Origin of the sequence: Pseudomonas peli (assembly GCF_900099645.1) — a bacterium.
Taxonomy (GTDB): Bacteria; Pseudomonadota; Gammaproteobacteria; order Pseudomonadales; family Pseudomonadaceae; genus Aquipseudomonas; species Aquipseudomonas peli.
Genome location: NZ_FMTL01000001.1, coordinates 991,520 through 1,010,349, shown reverse-complemented (window position 1 = coordinate 1,010,349; position 18,830 = coordinate 991,520). Strand labels below are relative to the sequence as shown.

Genomic DNA, 18,830 nt, shown 5'->3' with positions numbered 1-18,830 from the left:
CCCATGAACCCGACACTCGATAAGTTTCTTGGCGGCAAGCAGGGCGCGATTGGCCTGGCGGTGCTGGCCACATTGATCCTGGTGGTGTTCCCGCTGGCGCTGGATGCCTTTCGCCTGAACATGGTCGGCAAGTACCTGACCTACGCCTTTGTCGCCGTGGGCCTGGTGCTCTGCTGGGGCTATGGCGGCATTCTCAGCCTTGGCCAGGGCGTGTTCTTCGGCCTCGGCGGCTACTGCATGGCGATGTTTCTCAAGCTCGAAGCCAGCGACCCGGAAAGCACCAAGATCCAGTCCACCCCCGGCATTCCAGACTTTATGGACTGGAACCAGATCACCGAACTGCCGATGCTCTGGCAGCCGTTCCACAGCTTCGGTTTCACCCTGCTGGCGGTGATCGCGGTGCCGGTGATATTGGCGCTGGTGATTGGTGTGGCGATGTTCAAGCGCCGCGTCGGCGACGTGTACTTCTCCATCGTTACCCAGGCGATTGCGCTGATTCTCACGGTGCTGATCATCGGCCAGCAGGGCCTCACCGGCGGGGTCAATGGCATCACCGATCTGAAAACCCTGATGGGCTGGGATATCCGCGACGACAGCTCGAAGATGATCCTCTACTTCATCAACGCCTTCCTGTTGTTCGGCTGCATCCTGATCGGTCGCTTTATCCTCGCCTCCAAGCTCGGCCGCCTGCTGATGGCGATGCGCGACAAGGAGGAGCGGGTGCGCTTTTCCGGCTACGACGTGGCCAGCTTCAAGATCTTCGTGTTCTGCGTGGCGGCGGCGTTTTCCGCCATCGGCGGGGCGATGTTCGCCTTGCAGGTGGGTTTCATGTCGCCGAGCTTTGTCGGCATCGTGCCGTCGATCGAGATGGTGATCTTCGCCGCCGTTGGCGGGCGTATGTCGCTGCTCGGCGCGGTGTATGGCGCCTTGCTGGTCAACTACGGCAAGACCTACTTTTCCGAAACCTTCCCCGAGCTGTGGCTGTACCTGATGGGCGGGCTGTTTATCGCCGTGGTCATGTACTTCCCCAACGGCCTGGCTGGCCTGTGGGAAAGCCACGGGCGCAAATGGCTGGGCAAGCTGGCTCGCAAACCTGCAGCGCCGGCCACGCCAGCACCTGTTGCTGAGGCCCCGGTGGCCAGCAGTCAACCCCGTGAACTGGAGACCACCCCATGAGTCAGCCAAGTGCATTTCAGATGCCCAAGCCGGTGCTGGCCATCGAGGGCCTGACCGTATCGTTCGATGGTTTCAAGGCGGTTGATGACCTCAACCTGTACATCGACCGCAACGAGGTGCGCGTGGTGATCGGACCCAACGGCGCCGGTAAGACCACGGTGCTCGACCTGATCTGCGGCAAGACCAAAGCCACCGCCGGCAGCATCCAGTTCGAGAGCCGCGAGCTGACCAAGATGCGCGAGTTCGACATCGTGCGTGCCGGGGTCGGGCGCAAGTTCCAGAACCCGTCGATCTACGAAAACCTCACGGTGTTCGAGAACCTGGAGATGTCTTACCCCAAGGGGCGCAAGGTGTTCGGCGCGCTGTTCTTCAAACGTACCGCCGAGGTGATTGCGCGGGTCGAACAGATCGCGGCGGAAATCATGCTCACCGACAACCTCTACCTGCAGGCTGACCTGCTGTCCCACGGCCAGAAGCAGTGGCTGGAGATCGGCATGCTGCTGATGCAGGACCCGGCGCTGCTGATGCTCGATGAGCCGGTAGCCGGCATGAGCGTTAACGAACGCATGCAGACCGCCGAACTGCTCAAGCGCATCAGCAAGGGCCGTTCGGTGCTGGTCATTGAGCACGACATGGAGTTTGTGAAAAGCATCGCGCACAAGGTCACCGTGCTGCATCAGGGCAAGGTGCTGGCCGAAGGCAGCATGGAGGCGGTGCAGAGCAACCCGAAAGTGATTGAGGTGTACCTGGGGCATTGAGTTGCTTCACGCATTCATCGGCGCTAGCCCGGATGGCATCCGGGCCACGTTCAACAAGGAGTTTTCCATGTTCCAGATCAGCAACCTCGCTTCCGGCTACGGCCAGAGCCAGATCCTCCATGACCTCAATCTGAATGTGGCCAAGCGCGAGATTGTCGCGGTCATGGGCCGTAACGGTATGGGCAAGACCACCCTGTTCAAAAGCCTGATGGGCGTGCTGCCGCAATGGGGCGGGCAGATCAGTGTGGATGGCTGCGACATTTCCAAGCTGGAGACACACCAGCGAGTCGAAAGCGGCATCGCCTACGTGCCTCAGGGCCGGATGATCTTCCCCAGCATGACCGTGCTGGAAAATATCCAGACGGGTTTGCCAGCCTCCGCCAAGGGCAAGGTGCCGGACGATTTGTATGCGCTGTTCCCGGTACTACAGGAGATGCGCCATCGCAAAGGAGGCAACCTTTCTGGCGGTCAGCAGCAGCAGCTGGCCATCGCCCGCGCGCTGGCCACCAACCCCAAGGTGCTGCTGCTGGATGAGCCGACCGAGGGCATCCAACCGTCGATCATCAAGGACATCGCTCGCACCCTGAAGGAGATTCGCAACCTGCGCGACCTGACCATCGTGGTCTCCGAGCAGGTGCTGTCGTTCACCATGGAAATCGCCGACCGCTTCCTGGTAATCGAGAAGGGCAAGTTTGTGGTCGAGGAGACTCGCGACAAGGTCGACGAGGCGACGATCAGCCGTTACCTGTCGGTCTGATGGCTCACCCGCAGTAGGTCAAGTTTCAAGCTTTGCGGCTGGCGTGTTCTCCATGCGCTGGCCGCTTTTTCGCGTCCGCGAAAAAATCCTGCAGGCCTTATGAATGCTGATGCAGGGCATACGTCATCCGACGTATTTGCCGATTTCTTCGCGCGTTGAAGACTAGCTCCGTACCCCGGCGCCGTAGCGCCAAGTCCTCAACAATGGTCCCAGGAGCTTTGTCATGACCGAAACGCTGATCAAGGTCGACCTCAACCAGCCCGCCACCGAAAACGAGCAGATCCACAACCGCTGGCATCCGGATATTCCGATGGCCTGCTGGGTCAAGCCGGGTGACGATTTCATCCTCGAAACCTATGACTGGACCGCCGGTGCGATCAAGAACAACGACGACGCCAGCGATGTGCGCGACGTGGATTTGTCTACTGTGCACTACCTGTCCGGCCCTGTCGGCGTACACGGCGCCGAGCCGGGCGATCTGCTAGTGGTCGACCTGCTCGATATCGGCGCCATGGCTGATTCGCAGTGGGGCTTCAACGGCTTCTTCTCGCGGCAGAACGGCGGTGGTTTCCTTACCGACCACTTCCCGATGGCGCAGAAGGCCATCTGGGATTTCAAGGGCATGTTCACCAGCAGCCGGCACATTCCCGGGGTTAACTTCGCCGGGTTGATTCACCCCGGGCTGATTGGCTGCCTGCCGGACCACAAGATGCTCGCCGACTGGAACAAGCGCGAGCAGGAACTGATCGACACCGACCCGCACCGCGTGCCGGCCTTGGCCAACCCGCCGATGGCGCCCACCGCGCACATGGGCAAGATGAAGGGCGAGGCCCGCGACCTGGCAGCACTAACCGGCGCACGCACCGTGCCGCCGCGCGAGCATGGCGGTAACTGCGACATCAAGGATTTGTCCCGCGGCTCGAAGATCTTCTTCCCGGTGTATGTGAATGGCGCCGGGCTGTCGGTGGGTGACCTGCACTTCAGCCAGGGTGATGGCGAGATCACCTTCTGCGGCGCCATCGAGATGGCCGGCTGGGTGCACATGAAGGTCGAGCTGATCAAGGGTGGCATGGCCAAGTACGGCATCAAGAACCCGGTGTTCAAACCGAGCCCGATCACCCCCAACTACAAGAACTACCTGATCTTCGAAGGTATCTCGGTGGACGAGGCCGGCAAGCAGCATTACCTGGACGTCAACATCGCCTACAAGCAGGCCTGCCTGAATGCCATCAATTACCTGACCAAGTTCGGTTACTCGCCGGCCCAGGGTTATGCGCTGTTGGGTTCGGCGCCGGTGCAGGGGCATATCAGCGGTATCGTCGATGTGCCCAACGCTTGCGCAACCCTGTGGTTGCCGACGGAGATCTTCGAGTTTGATATCAACCCCAACGCCAACGGCCCGACCAAGTTCCTCGATGGCAGCATCGACCTGCCCATCGCCCCGGACAAGTAACCCGACGACCCCTCTCCCGAATACGGGAGAGGGCGGTTGCTTAGCCATGATGAAGAGGAACGCCGTTATGCCGATTTACGAATACGACTGCACCGATTGCGGTGATTTCACCCAGCTGCGGCCGATGGCCGAGCGCGACCAGCCCTGCAGCTGCCCCTGGTGTGGCGGGGCCAGCGCGCGGGTGATTCTCAGCGCGCCGAGCCTGGCCACCATGTCCGGCAGCCAGCGCCGTGCCATTGCGGCCAACGAACGCAGTGCCCATGCGCCACAAACGGTTGAAGAATATGCGCAGAGCCGTAAGCACCCGAAAGGTTGTGGTTGCTGCACCCCAAATAAACCGCTGGCGCCAACTAAGGCCAACCCCCATGCGCTAAAGACCAAACCCAGCGCCCGGCCGTGGATGATCAGCCACTGAAGCCCTTGCGGGTGAGCTGCAGGGGCGTTGTATATAAATGCATTAAAGATCAATCGTTTAGCCCACAGTAATGGTGCAAAACACTGTGGATAAGGTGTGCGGCCCTGGCGCTTGGTCAAGCTGCTTGCGCTCTGCAGGGCGCTGGTTGTTTATTGACCAGTTGCGTCACGTAGTCGGGCCGCGTGCCCGGCGGCAGCCCTGCGTATGCGCTATATGCGCGCTCTGAAGCGGCGGCTGATGGCTTCAATGCCCGGTTGATAGTCAGCCTGCTCTACGGCTTGCAGCGCCCAGGCCATCACCCGTTCGGCGATCTGCTCATGTTGCTGGCTGGTGGTGTTGACCCGCATCGGCAGAAAGTCGAGTAACCGGGTGTCGCCGAATGTGGCCAGGCGCAGTGCCGACCAGGCGGCATCGGGCTGCTGATGAATCGCGTCCAGCACGCCCTCAAGCAAGACATACGCGGTGGTGATCAGTGCATCCGGCGGCCCGTCTGCAGCAATCAGATCGTGCATCTGCTGGTAGCCACTGTCACGGCTGAAGTGCTCGCTGTGATAAACGCTGACGCGCCCGTCGAAATCCGCCAAGGCCTTGTGGAAACCACGTTCGCGTGCCTGGCTGATCACCAGTTCCGGGCGTGCGCCAAGCAGGGCGATATGCCGGGGCTTGGGCGTCAGCAGGCTGTGCGTCAACTGCTGGCCAGCCGCTTCATCATCACTGATCACCGAACGAATGTGGCCGGGGTTAAGTGCCCGGTCCACTGCAATGATCGGCAAGCCGTCGCTGACCAGCTTGGGGTAGAGCGGGTCGTCCTGTGGCAGGCAACTGGCGACGATCAGCGCCGCACAGCGGCGTGAACGAAACAAGCTGATCAACTGCCGCTCGCTGTTCGGGTTGTCATCAGAGCTGGCAATCAGCAACTGATACCCGGCGGCGCGGGCCTTCTGTTCCAGCAGCTTGGCCAGGCGGGCGTAGCTGGGGTTTTCCAGGTCCGGGAGGATAAAGCCCAAACAACGGCTGTCGCCACGGCGCAGCCCCGCGGCCTGCTGGTCGGGACGATAGCCGTATTGCTCGACCACCGCCTGCACCCGTTCTACGGTTGTGGGACTGATCCGCCGCTGAGCAGCTTGGCCATTGATCACATAGCTGGCGGTGGTTACCGAGACCGCTGCCAGCCTGGCGATGTCACTGAGTTTCACGGGCGTAGCACTCTTTCACTGAGGGATATCCGGGCTGGAATACAGGGCCGCGCGGGGTGTCGGCTGCGGGCGCTGGCCACTGTGCTGTTATCCGTGTCGGGCTTCAAGGATTACCCATAATCAGCTAAGGTGCCACTGCTTGATGAATCGTTTCAGCAATGTTGTTCACCAGGCAGATTTCAAGCCAGCCGCGACACCTTGTCAAACCGGATAGCCAGAGGAATACCCATGCTCGAACTTGATGCCAGCCAGATCCAAATGGGCTGCCATGCGGCGGATAAGGCGCAGGCACTGGCCATGCTGAGCGAGGCGCTGGTCGAGGGTGGGCTGGCCACTGCCGCGTATCTGCAAGGTTTGCAGGCTCGTGAGGCGCAGGGTTCGACTTTTCTTGGGCAGGGCGTGGCGATCCCGCATGGCACGCCGCAAACCCGCGATCACGTTCTGCGTACCGGGGTGCGGTTGATCCAGTTTCCCGAGGGTGTCGACTGGGGGAATGGTCAGCAGGTGTACCTGGCTATCGGCATTGCTGCGCAGTCCGATGAGCATTTGCACCTGCTGCAATTACTCACTCGCGCGCTGGGGGAGGGCGATCTCAGTCAGGCGCTGCGTCAAGCGCGCGAGCCCGAGCAGCTCGTCGAACTGCTGCAAGGTGCGCCACAGGCGCTGGCACTCGACGGTCAGTTGGTCGGGTTGGGGCTACAAATAGAGGACTTTGACGAGCTGCTGTGGCAAGGCGCGCGGCTGCTGCGCCAGGCCGAGTGTGCCAGCAGCGGCTTTGCCCTGGGCTTAGCGCGCAGCGAGCCGCTGCCCCTGGGTGAAGGGCTGTGGTGGCTGCACAGTGAACAGAGCGTACTGCGCCCCGGTTTGGCATTTGTCACCCCGGCGCAGCCCCTGCAGTTTCGCGGCGAGGTGCTGAAAGGGCTGTTTTGCCTGGCCAGCCAGGGCGAGGCGCACCGTCAGGCCCTGGAGAGGTTGTGTGATGTGCTGATCGGCGGCCGCGCTGCCGAGCTGAGTGAAGCCAATGACAGTCGCCGGGTGATCGAGGCGCTGGGCGGCGAAGTCGCCCCGGACTGGCCGAGTTTGACTCTGCCGCTGCTCAATGCCCATGGTTTGCATGCGCGCCCGGCCAAGGTGCTCAGCGAGCTGGCGCAGCGTTTTGGTGGCGAGTTGCGTGTCCGGCTGAGCGGCGATGAAGGGGCTGGGGTGTCGGTGAAAAGCCTCAGTCGTTTGCTGTCGCTGGGTGCGCGGCGTGGGCAGATGCTGCACTTCAGCGCCGAGCCGAGTATTGCCGCCGATGCCTTGCCCGCCCTGCAAGCGGCGCTGGAAAGCGGTTTGGGCGAGGCAGTGGAACCGTTGCTGGCCGAGCAGGGCGCGGCGCTGTTGCCGGCGGCTGCGCACGTGCCAATGGCGCCGCCCGCGGGCAGTCAGTTGATGGCGGTGGCGGCATCGCCCGGCATCGCCATCGGCCCGGCGCTGGTGCGGATCTTTCCGCGCTTTGAATATGCCGAGCACGGCAAGGGTGTTGATGCCGAGCGGCAGCGTCTACAAGCGGCGCGTGCGGTGGTCGCCGGGCAGGTTCAGCGCCTGGTCGACGGTGCCGGTGTGGCCAGTATTCGGGAAATATTCAGCGCTCACCTGGCGATGCTCGATGATCCCGCGCTGATTGATGATGTTGAGGCTCGGCTCCTCGCCGGGGCCAGCGCCGAAGCGGCCTGGCAACACGAAATCGATGCTGCTGCGCAGCGTCAGGAGGCGTTGCACGACGCGCTGCTGGCCGAGCGCGCGGCGGATTTGCGCGACATCGGCCGGCGTGTGCTGGCGCAGTTATGCGGCGTTACTTTGCCTGACGAGCCGCGCGAACCCTACATCCTGGTGATGGATGAAGTGGCGCCCTCGGATGTCGCCGGTCTCGATCGGCAGCGTGTAGCCGGTATTCTCACCGCGCGCGGCGGGGCCACTGCGCACAGTGCGATCATTGCTCGCGCCTTGGGTATTCCTGCGCTGGTCGGTGCCGGTGAGGCGGTGCTGGCGCTGGCGCAGAACACCTTGTTGTTGCTGGATGGCGACAGCGGGTTGCTGCGCGTAGCACCTGATCAAGATACCCAGCAGCAGGCCCTGCATGAGCGCGAGGCGGCACAACTGCGCCAGCAGCAGGCCCATGCCGAGCGCCTGCACCCGGCCATCACCCGTGATGGTGTACAGATTGAGGTGGCCGCAAATATTGGTGCCAGTGGCGAAACCGCCGAAGCCGTGGCGCTGGGTGCCGAGGCGGTCGGCCTGTTGCGCACTGAACTGGTGTTTATGGAGCACGCCCAAGCCCCGAGCCAGGCGGCGCAAGAGCGCGAATACCGGCGTGTGCTGGATGCCCTGGGCGGACGACCGCTGGTGGTGCGCACCCTGGATGTCGGCGGCGACAAACCGTTGCCCTACTGGCCGATGCCGAGTGAAGAAAACCCCTTCCTTGGCGTACGCGGCATTCGCCTTAGCCTGCAACGCCCGGACATTCTGGAAACCCAGCTGCGCGCTTTGCTGGCCTCGGCCGATGGGCGTGCACTACGGATCATGTTTCCCATGGTCAGCACGGTTGAAGAGTGGCGTGTGGCGCGCGATATGGCACAGCGTCTACGCGAAGAAATTCCCGTGGCAGACCTGCAACTCGGGATCATGATCGAAGTGCCCTCGGCTGCGCTGATGGCTCCGGTGTTGGCGCGGGAAGTGGACTTCTTCAGCATCGGCACTAACGACCTGACTCAGTATTGCCTGGCCATCGACCGTGGCCATCCGACCCTCTCGGCACAGGCTGACGGCTTGCATCCAGCGGTGTTGCGACTGATCAGCATGACGGTCGACGCCGCGCATGCCCACGGTAAGTGGGTCGGCGTGTGCGGCGAGCTGGCCAGTGATCGTTTGGCGGTGCCGCTGCTGGTTGGCTTGGGGGTGGATGAGCTGAGTGTGTCACCGCGCTCGATTGCCCTGGTCAAGGCGCGCGTGCGCGAATTGACGATGAGCGCCGCACGCACCCTGGCTGAGCAAGCGTTGACACTCGATAGCGCTGCGGCTGTGCGTGCCCTGATCGCGGGGATGCACTGATGGCCCGTATCCTGACCCTGACCCTGAACCCGGCGCTGGATCTCACGGTTAGCCTCGACAAGCTGATCCCCGGTGCGGTCAATCGCAGCCTGGGCCTCACGCGTCACGCCGCTGGCAAGGGGCTGAATGTCGCCCAGGTACTTGCTGATCTGGGCCATCACCTGACGGTCAGCGGTTTTCTTGGCAGCGACAATGCGCAGCCATTTGAAAATTTGATGCAGGCCCGTGGTTTTGCCGATGCCTTTATCCGCGTGCCGGGCGAGACCCGCAGCAATATCAAACTGGCTGAGGCCGATGGGCGGATTACCGACCTAAACGGTCCTGGTTTGCAGGTCGAGGACGAGCACCTGCAGAGCCTGCTCGATAACCTGATACCGCTGGTGGCGGGGCACGATGCGATTGTGGTGGCCGGTAGCCTGCCGCGCGGCGTGAGCACAGCGTGGTTTGCCGCGTTAGTGCATCGGCTCAAAGCCAGTGGCGTGCCGCTGGTGCTCGACAGCAGTGGCGCGGCGTTGCAGGCCGCGTTGCCCATTGCGCCCTGGATGATCAAACCCAACGAAGAGGAGCTCAGCGAGGTCTGCGGCAGCGACCTCTCGGCGGCTGTGCGTAAATTGCGCGGGCAAGGCATCGAGCATGTTGTGCTGTCGCGGGGCAGTGCCGGTGTCGACTGGCATGGCCCCGGCATTGCCTTGCGCGCCATACCGCCTCGCGTCGAGGTCGTTAGCACAGTCGGTGCTGGCGATTCGCTGTTGGCCGCCAGCTTGCACGGCCTGCTGCAAGGCTGGCCGGCTGAACGCACCTTGCGTATGGCGACGGCGGTGGCTGCGCAGGCGGTGACGCAGATCGGCTTTGGCATCCATGACCGCGAACAATTAGCCCGCTTAGAAGCCGCTGTGCGGCTACAGCCCTTGTAAGAATAAGAGGCATTGACCATGAATCTGCTGATCATTACCGCCTGCCCCAATGGCCAGGTCACCAGCGTGTTGTGCTCGCGGCTGCTGCAGGCCGCCGCCGAACGCCTGGGTTGGAAGGCCAAGGTTGAGGTTCAGGATGCGCGGGCTATCGGCTCGCCATTGAGCGCGGCGGATATCACCGCGGCCGACCTGGTACTGGTGGTGAAAACCGGCGAGCTGTCGCTGAGCCGTTTTGTTGGTAAGCGCCTGGTGCAGTCCACGCCAGCTGATGCCTTGGCTGACCCGCAACGCTTCCTACGAGAGGCGGCTGAACGCGCGGAGCCCTATGTCGAAGAGGCTGCGGTTGCCAGCAGCGTGCGACGCTTGGTTGCCGTCACCGCCTGCCCCACTGGTGTGGCACACACGTTTATGGCAGCCGAAGCCTTGCAACAGGCGGCTGCGCGCATGGGCATCGTGCTGCAGGTGGAGACCCGCGGCTCTGTCGGTGCACGCAACCTGCTGGATGATGCCACCATTGCTGCCGCTGACGCCGTTCTACTGGCGACCGATATCGAGGTGGACACTGCCCGTTTCGCCGGCAAGAAAGTGTACCGCTGCGGCACGGGTGTGGCGCTCAAACAGCCACAACAAACGCTGGAGCGTGCTTTTGCTGAAGCCCGCCCTCTGACGGGCGAACCGTCAGAGGCTAGCGCGAGCCCTTCCCCCAGCGAGAAAAATGGTCCCTACAAGCACCTGCTCACGGGTGTGTCCTACATGCTGCCGATGGTGGTGGCTGGTGGTTTGTTGATCGCCCTGTCATTTGTCTTTGGCATCGAGGCGTTCAAGCAGGAAGGTTCGCTGGCCGCCGCGCTGATGCAGATTGGCGGGGATGCAGCATTCAAGCTGATGGTGCCGTTGCTGGCGGGTTACATTGCCTATTCGATTGCCGACCGGCCGGGGCTGGCTCCTGGGATGATTGGCGGGCTGTTGGCCAGCTCCTTGGGCGCAGGCTTTCTCGGTGGCATCGTGGCCGGCTTTTTGGCGGGCTATTCGGCCAAGGCGTTGGCGCGTTGGGTCAAGTTGCCGACCAGCATTGAAGCGCTCAAACCCATTCTGATCATCCCGCTGCTGGCCAGCCTGTTTACGGGGTTGGTGATGATCTTTGTGGTCGGCAAACCGGTTGCCGGCATGCTCGCCGCGCTGACCGTGTTTCTCGACACCATGGGCACGTCCAATGCGGTGCTGCTGGGGCTGTTGCTTGGCGGCATGATGTGCGTGGACCTCGGTGGGCCGATCAACAAGGCTGCTTATGCCTTCTCGGTTGGCTTGCTGGCCTCACAGAGCTACGCCCCCATGGCAGCGGCCATGGCCGGCGGTATGGTGCCCCCCATCGGCATGGCGATTGCCACCGTGCTAGCGCGGCACAAGTTCGCGCAAAGCGAGCGCCAGGCAGGCAAGGCCGCTGGTGTGTTGGGGCTGTGTTTTATCTCCGAAGGGGCGATTCCGTTTGCCGCCAAGGACCCGTTACGGGTGATTCCAGCGAGCATTGCTGGAGGGGCACTGACCGGTGCTCTGTCGATGTATTTCGGCTGTAAGTTGATGGCCCCGCATGGTGGTCTGTTTGTGTTGTTGATCCCCAACGCGATTAACCATGCGCTGTTGTACCTGTTAGCCATTGTTGCGGGCAGTCTGCTGACTGGGGTGAGCTATGCCCTGTTGAAACGTGCGGACACTCAGCCTCTGGTTGAGGCGGCGGCATAAGCCCGCGACGGTGGGTTTCGCCCCAGGTCAGTCCCAGCAAAACAATGCGGCGGCATTGCGGCTGCTGGCGCTGGCCAGCTCTTCGGCACTGATGCCGCGTAGCTCGGCCAGGGCCGCGCAGATGTCCGGCAGGTAGTCCGGGCTATTGCGCTGGTTAGGGTGCATGGACGGCGCCATGTCGGGTGAGTCGGTTTCCAGCACGATGGCCTCCAGCGGCAATTGCGCCACCACCTTGCGCAGACGCAGTGCCTGCGGCCAGGTGGGGGCGCCGCCGAGGCCGAGTTTGAAACCGAGCTTGAGGTATTCCCTTGCTTCTTCAGTGCTGCCGGCAAAGGCATGGATGATGCCGCCACGCGCTGGCTTAAGGCGCTTCAGCGTGGCGATCGTCGCGGCATGGGCGCGGCGTACGTGGAGCAGGGCGGGCAGCTCGAATTCGCTGGCGAGTTTGAGCTGCGCTTCGAACAGCTGTTGCTGCCGTTCGCGGTCCAGCTGTTCGAGAAAATAGTCCAAACCGAACTCGCCCACGGCGCAAAGCTTCGGGTGGCCGGCGCAGCGAGTCAGCCAGTCACGCAGTTCGCTCAGGTGTTCTGGCTGGTGTTCATCCAGGTACACCGGGTGCAGGCCGAACGCCGCGTACAGGCTGTCTTCGGCTTGCACCAGATCCAACACTCGCTGCCAGTTGGCCTGATGCACACCCAGCACCACCAACCGTTCAATGCCACGGCTGCGGCAGCGCGTCAGTAGCTCGCTGCGATCCGCATTGAAGTCGGGGAAATCCAGGTGGGTGTGGGTGTCGATCAGGTGCATGGGCTAGGGTTTGTTCAAATAGTGGGCTTTGCAGGGAGCAGGGTAGCTTATGGACGGGCAGATGAGGGAGCGTGCCAGAACGCTGCGGCGTGAGATGACCGAGGCAGAACGGTGTCTTTGGTATCAGCTGCGCGCCCATCATTGCATGGGGCTTAAGTTCAAGCGGCAGAAGCCGTTGGGCCGTTACATCGTGGATTTCGTGTGCCTGGAGATAGGCCTGGTCATTGAGCTGGATGGTAGTCAGCATGCAGAGCAGACGGCCTATGACGAGCAGCGTGATGGCTGGCTAAGGACGCAGGGCTTTGAAGTTTTGCGTTTCTGGAATCATGAGGTGCTGCTGCAAACAGATGCGGTGCTGGAGCGGTTGCGCTTATGGGTGGAGCACAAGCGGCCTTCTCCCCCAGCCCCTCTCCCGCAAGCGGGCGAGGGGAGTTGACCGCGTAGCTTGTTGGATTAGTAATTCAGCCAGTGATCGAGGCGGCGCTAGCGTATCTACAACCTGCTGCGTTCGGCTCCCTCTCCCGCTGGCGGGAGAGGGTTGGGGAGAGGGTGGATGGCTTAGTGATGTTCGCGGGTAGCGCGGAATTTCACGTCCGGCCAGCGCTCTTCCATCAGGCTCAGGTTGACCCGCGTCGGGGCCAGGTAGGTGAGGTGGCCGCCGCCATCCAGGGCGAGGTTTTCCACCGCCTTGTTGGAGAAATCTTCGAGCTTCTTCTTATCGCTGCAGTCGATCCAGCGCGCCGACCAGACCGTGATCGGCTCATAGGCACACTCGACCTTGTATTCCTCTTTCAGGCGGCTGGCGACCACGTCGAACTGCAGCACACCGACCGCGCCGAGGATGATGTCGTTGCTGCGCTCGGGGAAGAACACCTGCGTTGCGCCTTCCTCCGCCAGCTGCTGCAAGCCCTGGCGCAGTTGTTTGGATTTCAGCGGGTCCTTCAGACGCACGCGGCGGAACAGTTCCGGTGCGAAGTGCGGGATACCGGTGAAGCCTAGCGCTTCGCCCTCGGTGAAGGTGTCGCCGATCTGGATGGTGCCGTGGTTGTGCAGGCCGATGATGTCGCCAGCGTAGGCCTCGACCAGCATCTCGCGCTCGCTGGAGAAGAAGGTCAGGGCGTCACCGATGCGCACATCCTTACCGGTACGCACATGACGCATCTTCATACCCTGGCTGTATTTGCCCGAGCAGATACGCATAAAGGCGATGCGGTCGCGGTGCTTGGGGTCCATGTTCGCCTGGATCTTGAACACGAAGCCGCTGAACTTTTCTTCCACCGGCTCCACGGTGCGCTCGTTGGCGATGCGGGCGAGCGGCTTGGGCGCCCAATCGACTACCGCGTCGAGTACATGGTCGACGCCGAAGTTGCCCAGTGCGGTGCCGAAGAACACCGGGGTCAGTTGGCCGTCGAGGAACTCCTGCTGGTCGAACTCGTGGCAAGCACCCTGCACCAGTTCCAGCTGCTCGACAAAACGCTCGTACTCGTCGCCCAGGTGGGCGCGGGCCTCATCGGAGTCGAGGTGCTGGATGATCTTGGTTTCGGTGCGCTCGTGGCCGTGGCCCGGGGTGTAGACAATGATGTAGTCGTCGGCCAGGTGGTACACACCCTTGAAGTCGCGGTAGCAGCCAATCGGCCAGGTGATCGGCGCGGCTTTAATTTTCAGGACGGCTTCGATCTCGTCGAGCAGTTCGATCGGGTCGCGGATGTCGCGGTCGAGCTTGTTGATAAAGCTGACGATCGGCGTGTCGCGCAAGCGGCAGACATCCATCAAGGCGATGGTGCGTGGCTCAACGCCTTTACCGCCGTCGAGCACCATCAGCGCGCTGTCCACGGCGGTCAGGGTGCGGTAGGTGTCTTCCGAGAAGTCTTCGTGGCCGGGGGTGTCGAGCAGGTTGATCATGTGCTCGCGATACGGGAACTGCATCACCGAGGTGGTGATGGAGATGCCGCGCTGCTTCTCCATCTCCATCCAGTCGGAGGTGGCATGGCGGTCGGACTTACGCGACTTAACCGTACCGGCCACGGCGATTGCCTTGCCCATCAGCAGCAGCTTCTCGGTAATGGTGGTTTTACCGGCGTCTGGGTGGGAAATGATGGCGAATGTACGGCGTTTGCCGACTTCGGTGGCCTGGATGGTCATTGTGCGGGAACCCGTCGACTGAATAGTCGGTCTGTCAAAAAAGGCGGCGATTATAACGGTAAACGTCGGTCAGCGCGGCGACCTGTAGTCAGTGCGCAAAACCTGGGTTTTTTCGCGCGTTGTGCAGCATTTCATGGCGTTTTGTTTTGAATATAAAACGTTCAATCAATAAGGCGACAAAGAGGAGCAAAAGCACGGCATTTTTGATTGATCTCAGCCCCCCATGGCCCTAAAGTTCGCGCCGAACGTCCATGCTGGCAACGATCCATCCGGCTCAAGTACTGACGACGAGAGGCCCACAGGGTTCTCGGCGACATGCCTTGGGAAGTAGGCGAACCAAAGTGGGGAAACTGATCAGACGTTCTACCTGTGCGGGTTAGCCGCCAGGTCTCCCTAAATGGTGGGCAACGGACTGCGTACGCAGCGTTTGCCTGACTAAAACTGTGTTAACGGGTTCAGCCAACTGGAGTTCCGCATGCCGATCAAGGTCGAAGACTATTACGCACCCGCTACGTTTCAGCGCATGAAGGCGTTTGCCGATACTCAGGAAACCCCGTTCGTGGTCATCGATACCGCGATCATCAGCCAGGCTTACGATGACCTGCGCGCTGGTTTCGAATTCGCCAAGGTGTATTACGCAGTCAAGGCCAACCCGGCGGTCGAGATCATCGACTTGCTCAAGGAAAAAGGCTCCAGCTTCGATATCGCCTCGATCTACGAGCTGGACAAGGTCATGGGACGTGGCGTCAGCCCGGATCGCATCAGCTACGGCAACACCATCAAGAAATCCAAGGACATCCGCTACTTCTATGAGAAGGGCGTGCGCCTGTTCGCCACCGACTCGGAAGCCGACCTGCGCAATATCGCCAAGGCTGCGCCGGGTGCGAAAGTCTATGTGCGCATCCTCACCGAAGGCTCGACCACTGCCGATTGGCCGCTGTCGCGCAAGTTCGGCTGCCAGACTGACATGGCCATGGACCTGCTGATCCTCGCCCGTGACCTCGGTCTGGTGCCTTACGGCTTGTCGTTCCACGTTGGCTCGCAGCAGCGCGACATCTCGGTGTGGGACGCGGCGATTGCCAAGGTAAAGGTGATCTTCGAGCGTCTTAAAGAAGAAGACGGCATTGAGCTCAAGCTGATCAACATGGGCGGCGGCTTCCCTGCCAACTACATCACCCGTACCAACAGCCTGGAAACCTATGCCGAGGAAATCATCCGTTTCCTCAAGGAAGACTTCGGCGATGACCTGCCGGAAATCATCCTTGAACCGGGCCGCTCGCTGATCGCCAACGCGGGCATTCTGGTCAGCGAAGTGGTGCTGGTGGCGCGCAAGTCGCGTACCGCGGTCGAACGCTGGGTGTATGTCGATGTGGGCATGTTCAGTGGCCTGATCGAAACCATGGGCGAGGCGATCAAGTTCCCGCTCTACACCGAGAAGAAGGGCGAGATGGAAGAGGTTGTCATCGCGGGGCCGACCTGCGACAGCGCTGACATCATGTACGAGAACTACAAGTACGGCCTGCCGCTCAATCTGGCCATCGGTGACCGTGTCTACTGGCTGTCCACTGGCGCCTACACCACCAGCTACAGCGCGGTGGAGTTCAATGGCTTCCCGCCGCTGAAGTCGTTCTACCTGTAATACGCAGGCTAAACGCTACGCAAAAAGGCACGGGCTCACCCTCGTGCCTTTTTTGTGCCCGCAATCTTCTGCCTCTGATCCGTCAGGTGCCTGTCGTTATTGCAGGCGTGTGGGCTGCAGCTCTGGGCGTTTCGCCGTAACAATTTTGTTACAAACGAGTTGCTGTAAACGAGATGTAAAGATTGATTGAGAGTGCTTACTAATTAGAATTGCGCCAGATTTTAAAGCCTGAGCGATTCTCATGAACAACTACGATAAAAAGCGCAGAAGTCTCCCGCAACGCCGCCTGCTGGCCAGCGCCATCGGTTTAGCCATCGCATCCTGTGCCAGCCACAGCTTGGCTGCCGACGCCGATAAAACCCCGGTTGAGCTGGGCAGCGTCACGGTTAAAGGTCAGCAGGACGACGGCTACAAGGTCGATAAGGCCTCCTCGCCAAAGCAGACTGCGGCGCTGTTGGATACGCCGCAAACCTTCAGCGTTATCCCTGAAGCGCTGTTCAAGGAGCAGGGCGCGCGCAACCTGACTGACGTGCTGAGCAACACGCCTGGTATCAGCTTCAATGCCGGCGAGAACGGCTTTGCCAGTGGCACCAACAATTTCAGCCTGCGTGGTTTCGACACCAGCGGCAGCATCTTTATCGACGGTGCGCGCGACAACGGCAGCTACACCCGCGACGTTTTCAACGTCGAGTCGGTTGAAGTGGCCAAGGGCCCGGCGGCCGATAACGGCCGGGGTGGTGCAGGGGGCTACGTCAACCTCGTGACCAAGACGCCAACCTTGGAAGAATTTATCGGTGGCGGCATCAGCTATGCCTTCGACCAATACGATTCCGAGGCGCGCAAGCGCATGACCCTCGATACCAATCAGGTGATCAACGACAGCACCGCAGTGCGCCTCAACCTGCTGCTGGAAGACAGCGGTGTGGCCGGGCGTGAGCATGCCGAGAAGAACAGTTGGGGCATCGCACCTTCGGTAGCGTTTGGCTTGGGCACCGATACGCGCACGATCTTCGCCTATGAGCATGTACAGATGAATGATCGTCCTGACCTTGGGGTGGCCGGGGTGGCGCTGCGCGACAAACTCAAGGGTGCCGGTACGCCCTATGATCCGTCCGTTTGGTCGGCGGACCGTGACACGTTCTTCGGCCTAAAGTCGGATTTCGACGACACCACCAGCGATGCATTGCTGTTTCGTATTGAGCAGGATCTTGGTGCCGTCAGCACCGTGAGCAACCAGACACGCCTTGCTCGGGTGGATCGTCAGGCGCGGTTTACCCATGTCTTGGATGACGATAACAATGCCAATGCCGCGCTGGTCAATGTGCAGCGTCAGCAATACGACCGGGTCAACACGTCCCTGAGCAACATCACCAACCTGTCCACCCAGTTTTCGACCTGGGGTATTGCCCACAACCTGTCCACTGGGCTGGAGTTGACTCACGAGAAGTCCGAGTCGCTGGCATTCGCTTCACAGACCCTGCCCGGCCTGGTCAGTGTGTTTCACCCGGACTGGTCGCGCAGTGTGCCGGCAGCACTGGCTCCGCGTGATCGCACCAAGGTGGATGTGGATACTGCCGCTCTTTATGTTTACGACACGCTGGAGTTCAACCCGCAGTGGCAACTCACCGGTGGCCTGCGCCTGGAGCAATACGAGGCCAGCATCAGCAGCCGTAACCTGAGCAGCGGTGCCGCTACGCCGGGCGATGGTTTCAATGACACCGAGTTGAGCCTGGGCGGCAAGCTGGGCCTGGTGTACAAGCCACTGCCGAATGGCAGCCTCTACACCGCGTATGGCGTTTCCACTCAGCCGCCAGGCTCCTACCTGTCGAACTCCGATATCTCGCGAGCCGACCAGGGGCTGCCCGCGCTGATCAAGGGGGCCGACCCGGTGCGTGCGCACAACTATGAAATCGGCACCAAGTGGGATTTCTTCGACAAGCGCCTCTCGACCGCGGCGGCGTTGTTCTACACCGTGAAGAAAAATGTGGCCATCACCGGGCTTGATGTTGGCCAGACCGGCAGCGCCACGCTCAAAGGGTATGGTGAGCAGGCCGTCAAAGGGCTGGAGTTGAGCGCTTCGGGCAAACTCACCGATAACTGGAGCGTGTTTGGCGGCATCGTCTTTATGGACAGCGAACGTAAGCACAGCGCTTACCTGGATGACGTACGTCGTCGCGCGAATGCTGGGGATTACGGCACTGAACTGCGTACCAATGGCGACGAGCTGGCCTTTACGCCAAAAGTCTCCGGCAACCTGTGGACGACCTACCGCCTGCCGGTCGGGCTGACCTTCGGTCTGGGCGCGCAGCATGTCGGCTCGTCGTACCTGGGGCGTCCGGATGATGCCGAGCGTATGGTCGCCAATGGCCGCTTTGGTCGCGTGCCGAGTTACACCACCTTTGCAGCGATGGCTTCTTATGAAGTGAATGCCAATGTGGATGTGCGTCTGAACATCGATAACCTGACGGATGAGGAATATGTCGCCTCAGCCAACTGGCAAGGTCGCCGTGCTTTGTTGGGTGATCCACGCACCCTAACCTTGAGCACTGATTTCCGTTTTTAAGTCACACCAGGCAGCAAACAAGCGCCCCGAATACCGATGGTATTCGGGGCGTTTTATTTTTCCGCTGCAGCGGTTGGCTGGCGCATTGAGGTGGAGGCTGAGCGCTTTTTATTGGGCTGGATCAACTGCCTAGGTGTGTGGCGCTGTCATAGTGCGCGCTAGCTATTTAGAATCATTTGC

14 protein-coding genes are annotated in these 18,830 nt (G+C 61.3%); 11 read left to right on the top strand and 3 right to left on the bottom strand.

Features of this window, described 5'->3' with window-relative positions; genetic code table 11:
* Positions 1-3 precede the first annotated feature (3 nt).
* The 5 genes from urtC (at position 4) to BLO50_RS04935 (ending at position 4,559) form a co-directional block, all read left to right on the top strand.
* On the top strand, positions 4-1,176 hold the full coding sequence (gene urtC / locus BLO50_RS04955) for an urea ABC transporter permease subunit UrtC (RefSeq protein ID WP_090249271.1): 1,173 nt from the start codon (positions 4-6) through the stop codon (positions 1,174-1,176).
* Positions 1,173-1,934, top strand: a complete 762-nt coding sequence (gene urtD, locus BLO50_RS04950; protein WP_090249269.1) for an urea ABC transporter ATP-binding protein UrtD — start codon at positions 1,173-1,175, stop codon at positions 1,932-1,934. The genes urtC and urtD overlap by 4 nt, the downstream gene beginning before the upstream one ends.
* A 67-nt stretch (positions 1,935-2,001) precedes the next feature.
* Positions 2,002-2,691 (top strand): urea ABC transporter ATP-binding subunit UrtE, encoded by a 690-nt coding sequence (gene urtE / locus BLO50_RS04945; protein WP_090249267.1) that lies wholly within the window; start codon positions 2,002-2,004, stop codon positions 2,689-2,691.
* A 223-nt stretch (positions 2,692-2,914) separates the two neighbouring features.
* On the top strand, positions 2,915-4,144 hold the full coding sequence (gene fmdA, locus BLO50_RS04940; RefSeq protein ID WP_090249265.1) for a formamidase: 1,230 nt from the start codon (positions 2,915-2,917) through the stop codon (positions 4,142-4,144).
* A gap of 67 nt (positions 4,145-4,211) precedes the next feature.
* Positions 4,212-4,559, top strand: a complete 348-nt coding sequence (locus tag BLO50_RS04935) for an FmdB family zinc ribbon protein (protein WP_090249263.1) — start codon at positions 4,212-4,214, stop codon at positions 4,557-4,559.
* A 209-nt stretch (positions 4,560-4,768) separates the two neighbouring features.
* Here BLO50_RS04935 and cra read toward each other — a convergent pair whose 3' ends face one another.
* Complete coding sequence (gene cra / locus BLO50_RS04930; RefSeq protein WP_090249261.1) at positions 4,769-5,755, bottom strand: catabolite repressor/activator; 987 nt, start codon at positions 5,753-5,755, stop codon at positions 4,769-4,771.
* 228 nt (positions 5,756-5,983) lie between these two features.
* Here cra and ptsP point away from each other — a divergent pair, with 228 nt between their 5' ends.
* Genes ptsP through BLO50_RS04915 form a run of 3 tightly spaced genes read left to right on the top strand, consistent with a single transcriptional unit; the run spans position 5,984 to position 11,499 of the window.
* Positions 5,984-8,845 (top strand): phosphoenolpyruvate--protein phosphotransferase, encoded by a 2,862-nt coding sequence (gene ptsP / locus BLO50_RS04925; RefSeq protein WP_090249258.1) that lies wholly within the window; start codon positions 5,984-5,986, stop codon positions 8,843-8,845.
* Positions 8,845-9,759: a 1-phosphofructokinase gene (pfkB, locus tag BLO50_RS04920; RefSeq protein ID WP_090249256.1), complete on the top strand. Its 915-nt coding sequence runs from the start codon at positions 8,845-8,847 to the stop codon at positions 9,757-9,759. The genes ptsP and pfkB overlap by 1 nt, the downstream gene beginning before the upstream one ends.
* Before the next feature lie 18 nt (positions 9,760-9,777).
* Positions 9,778-11,499: a fructose-specific PTS transporter subunit EIIC gene (locus BLO50_RS04915; protein WP_090249254.1), complete on the top strand. Its 1,722-nt coding sequence runs from the start codon at positions 9,778-9,780 to the stop codon at positions 11,497-11,499.
* Positions 11,500-11,526: 27 nt separating this feature from the next.
* Here BLO50_RS04915 and BLO50_RS04910 read toward each other — a convergent pair whose 3' ends face one another.
* Positions 11,527-12,306: a TatD family hydrolase gene (locus BLO50_RS04910; protein WP_090249253.1), complete on the bottom strand. Its 780-nt coding sequence runs from the start codon at positions 12,304-12,306 to the stop codon at positions 11,527-11,529.
* 49 nt (positions 12,307-12,355) lie between these two features.
* On the opposite strand from BLO50_RS04910, the gene BLO50_RS04905 reads away from it, so the two are divergent.
* Complete coding sequence (locus BLO50_RS04905) at positions 12,356-12,742, top strand: endonuclease domain-containing protein (RefSeq protein WP_244152837.1); 387 nt, start codon at positions 12,356-12,358, stop codon at positions 12,740-12,742.
* Positions 12,743-12,864: 122 nt separating this feature from the next.
* On the opposite strand, the gene BLO50_RS04900 is transcribed toward BLO50_RS04905, so the two are convergent.
* Entirely contained in the window at positions 12,865-14,448 is a 1,584-nt protein-coding gene (locus BLO50_RS04900; RefSeq protein ID WP_090249251.1) for a peptide chain release factor 3, read from the bottom strand.
* A gap of 475 nt (positions 14,449-14,923) precedes the next feature.
* Between BLO50_RS04900 and BLO50_RS04895 the strand changes: the two genes are divergently transcribed.
* A complete protein-coding gene (locus tag BLO50_RS04895) occupies positions 14,924-16,087 on the top strand; it encodes a type III PLP-dependent enzyme (RefSeq protein WP_090249249.1) in 1,164 nt (387 codons plus the stop codon).
* Positions 16,088-16,328: 241 nt separating this feature from the next.
* A complete protein-coding gene (locus BLO50_RS04890; RefSeq protein WP_090249247.1) occupies positions 16,329-18,650 on the top strand; it encodes a TonB-dependent receptor in 2,322 nt (773 codons plus the stop codon).
* Positions 18,651-18,830 lie beyond the last annotated feature (180 nt).

Coding starts and splice junctions, on each gene's coding strand:
- urtC (WP_090249271.1), top strand. CDS start 4: ATGAACCCGACACTCGATAAGTTTCTTGGCGGCAAGCAGGGCGCGATT.
- urtD (WP_090249269.1), top strand. CDS start 1,173: ATGAGTCAGCCAAGTGCATTTCAGATGCCCAAGCCGGTGCTGGCCATC.
- urtE (WP_090249267.1), top strand. CDS start 2,002: ATGTTCCAGATCAGCAACCTCGCTTCCGGCTACGGCCAGAGCCAGATC.
- fmdA (WP_090249265.1), top strand. CDS start 2,915: ATGACCGAAACGCTGATCAAGGTCGACCTCAACCAGCCCGCCACCGAA.
- BLO50_RS04935 (WP_090249263.1), top strand. CDS start 4,212: ATGCCGATTTACGAATACGACTGCACCGATTGCGGTGATTTCACCCAG.
- ptsP (WP_090249258.1), top strand. CDS start 5,984: ATGCTCGAACTTGATGCCAGCCAGATCCAAATGGGCTGCCATGCGGCG.
- pfkB (WP_090249256.1), top strand. CDS start 8,845: ATGGCCCGTATCCTGACCCTGACCCTGAACCCGGCGCTGGATCTCACG.
- BLO50_RS04915 (WP_090249254.1), top strand. CDS start 9,778: ATGAATCTGCTGATCATTACCGCCTGCCCCAATGGCCAGGTCACCAGC.
- BLO50_RS04910 (WP_090249253.1), bottom strand. CDS start 12,306: ATGCACCTGATCGACACCCACACCCACCTGGATTTCCCCGACTTCAAT.
- BLO50_RS04905 (WP_244152837.1), top strand. CDS start 12,356: ATGGACGGGCAGATGAGGGAGCGTGCCAGAACGCTGCGGCGTGAGATG.
- BLO50_RS04900 (WP_090249251.1), bottom strand. CDS start 14,448: ATGACCATCCAGGCCACCGAAGTCGGCAAACGCCGTACATTCGCCATC.
- BLO50_RS04895 (WP_090249249.1), top strand. CDS start 14,924: ATGCCGATCAAGGTCGAAGACTATTACGCACCCGCTACGTTTCAGCGC.
- BLO50_RS04890 (WP_090249247.1), top strand. CDS start 16,329: ATGAACAACTACGATAAAAAGCGCAGAAGTCTCCCGCAACGCCGCCTG.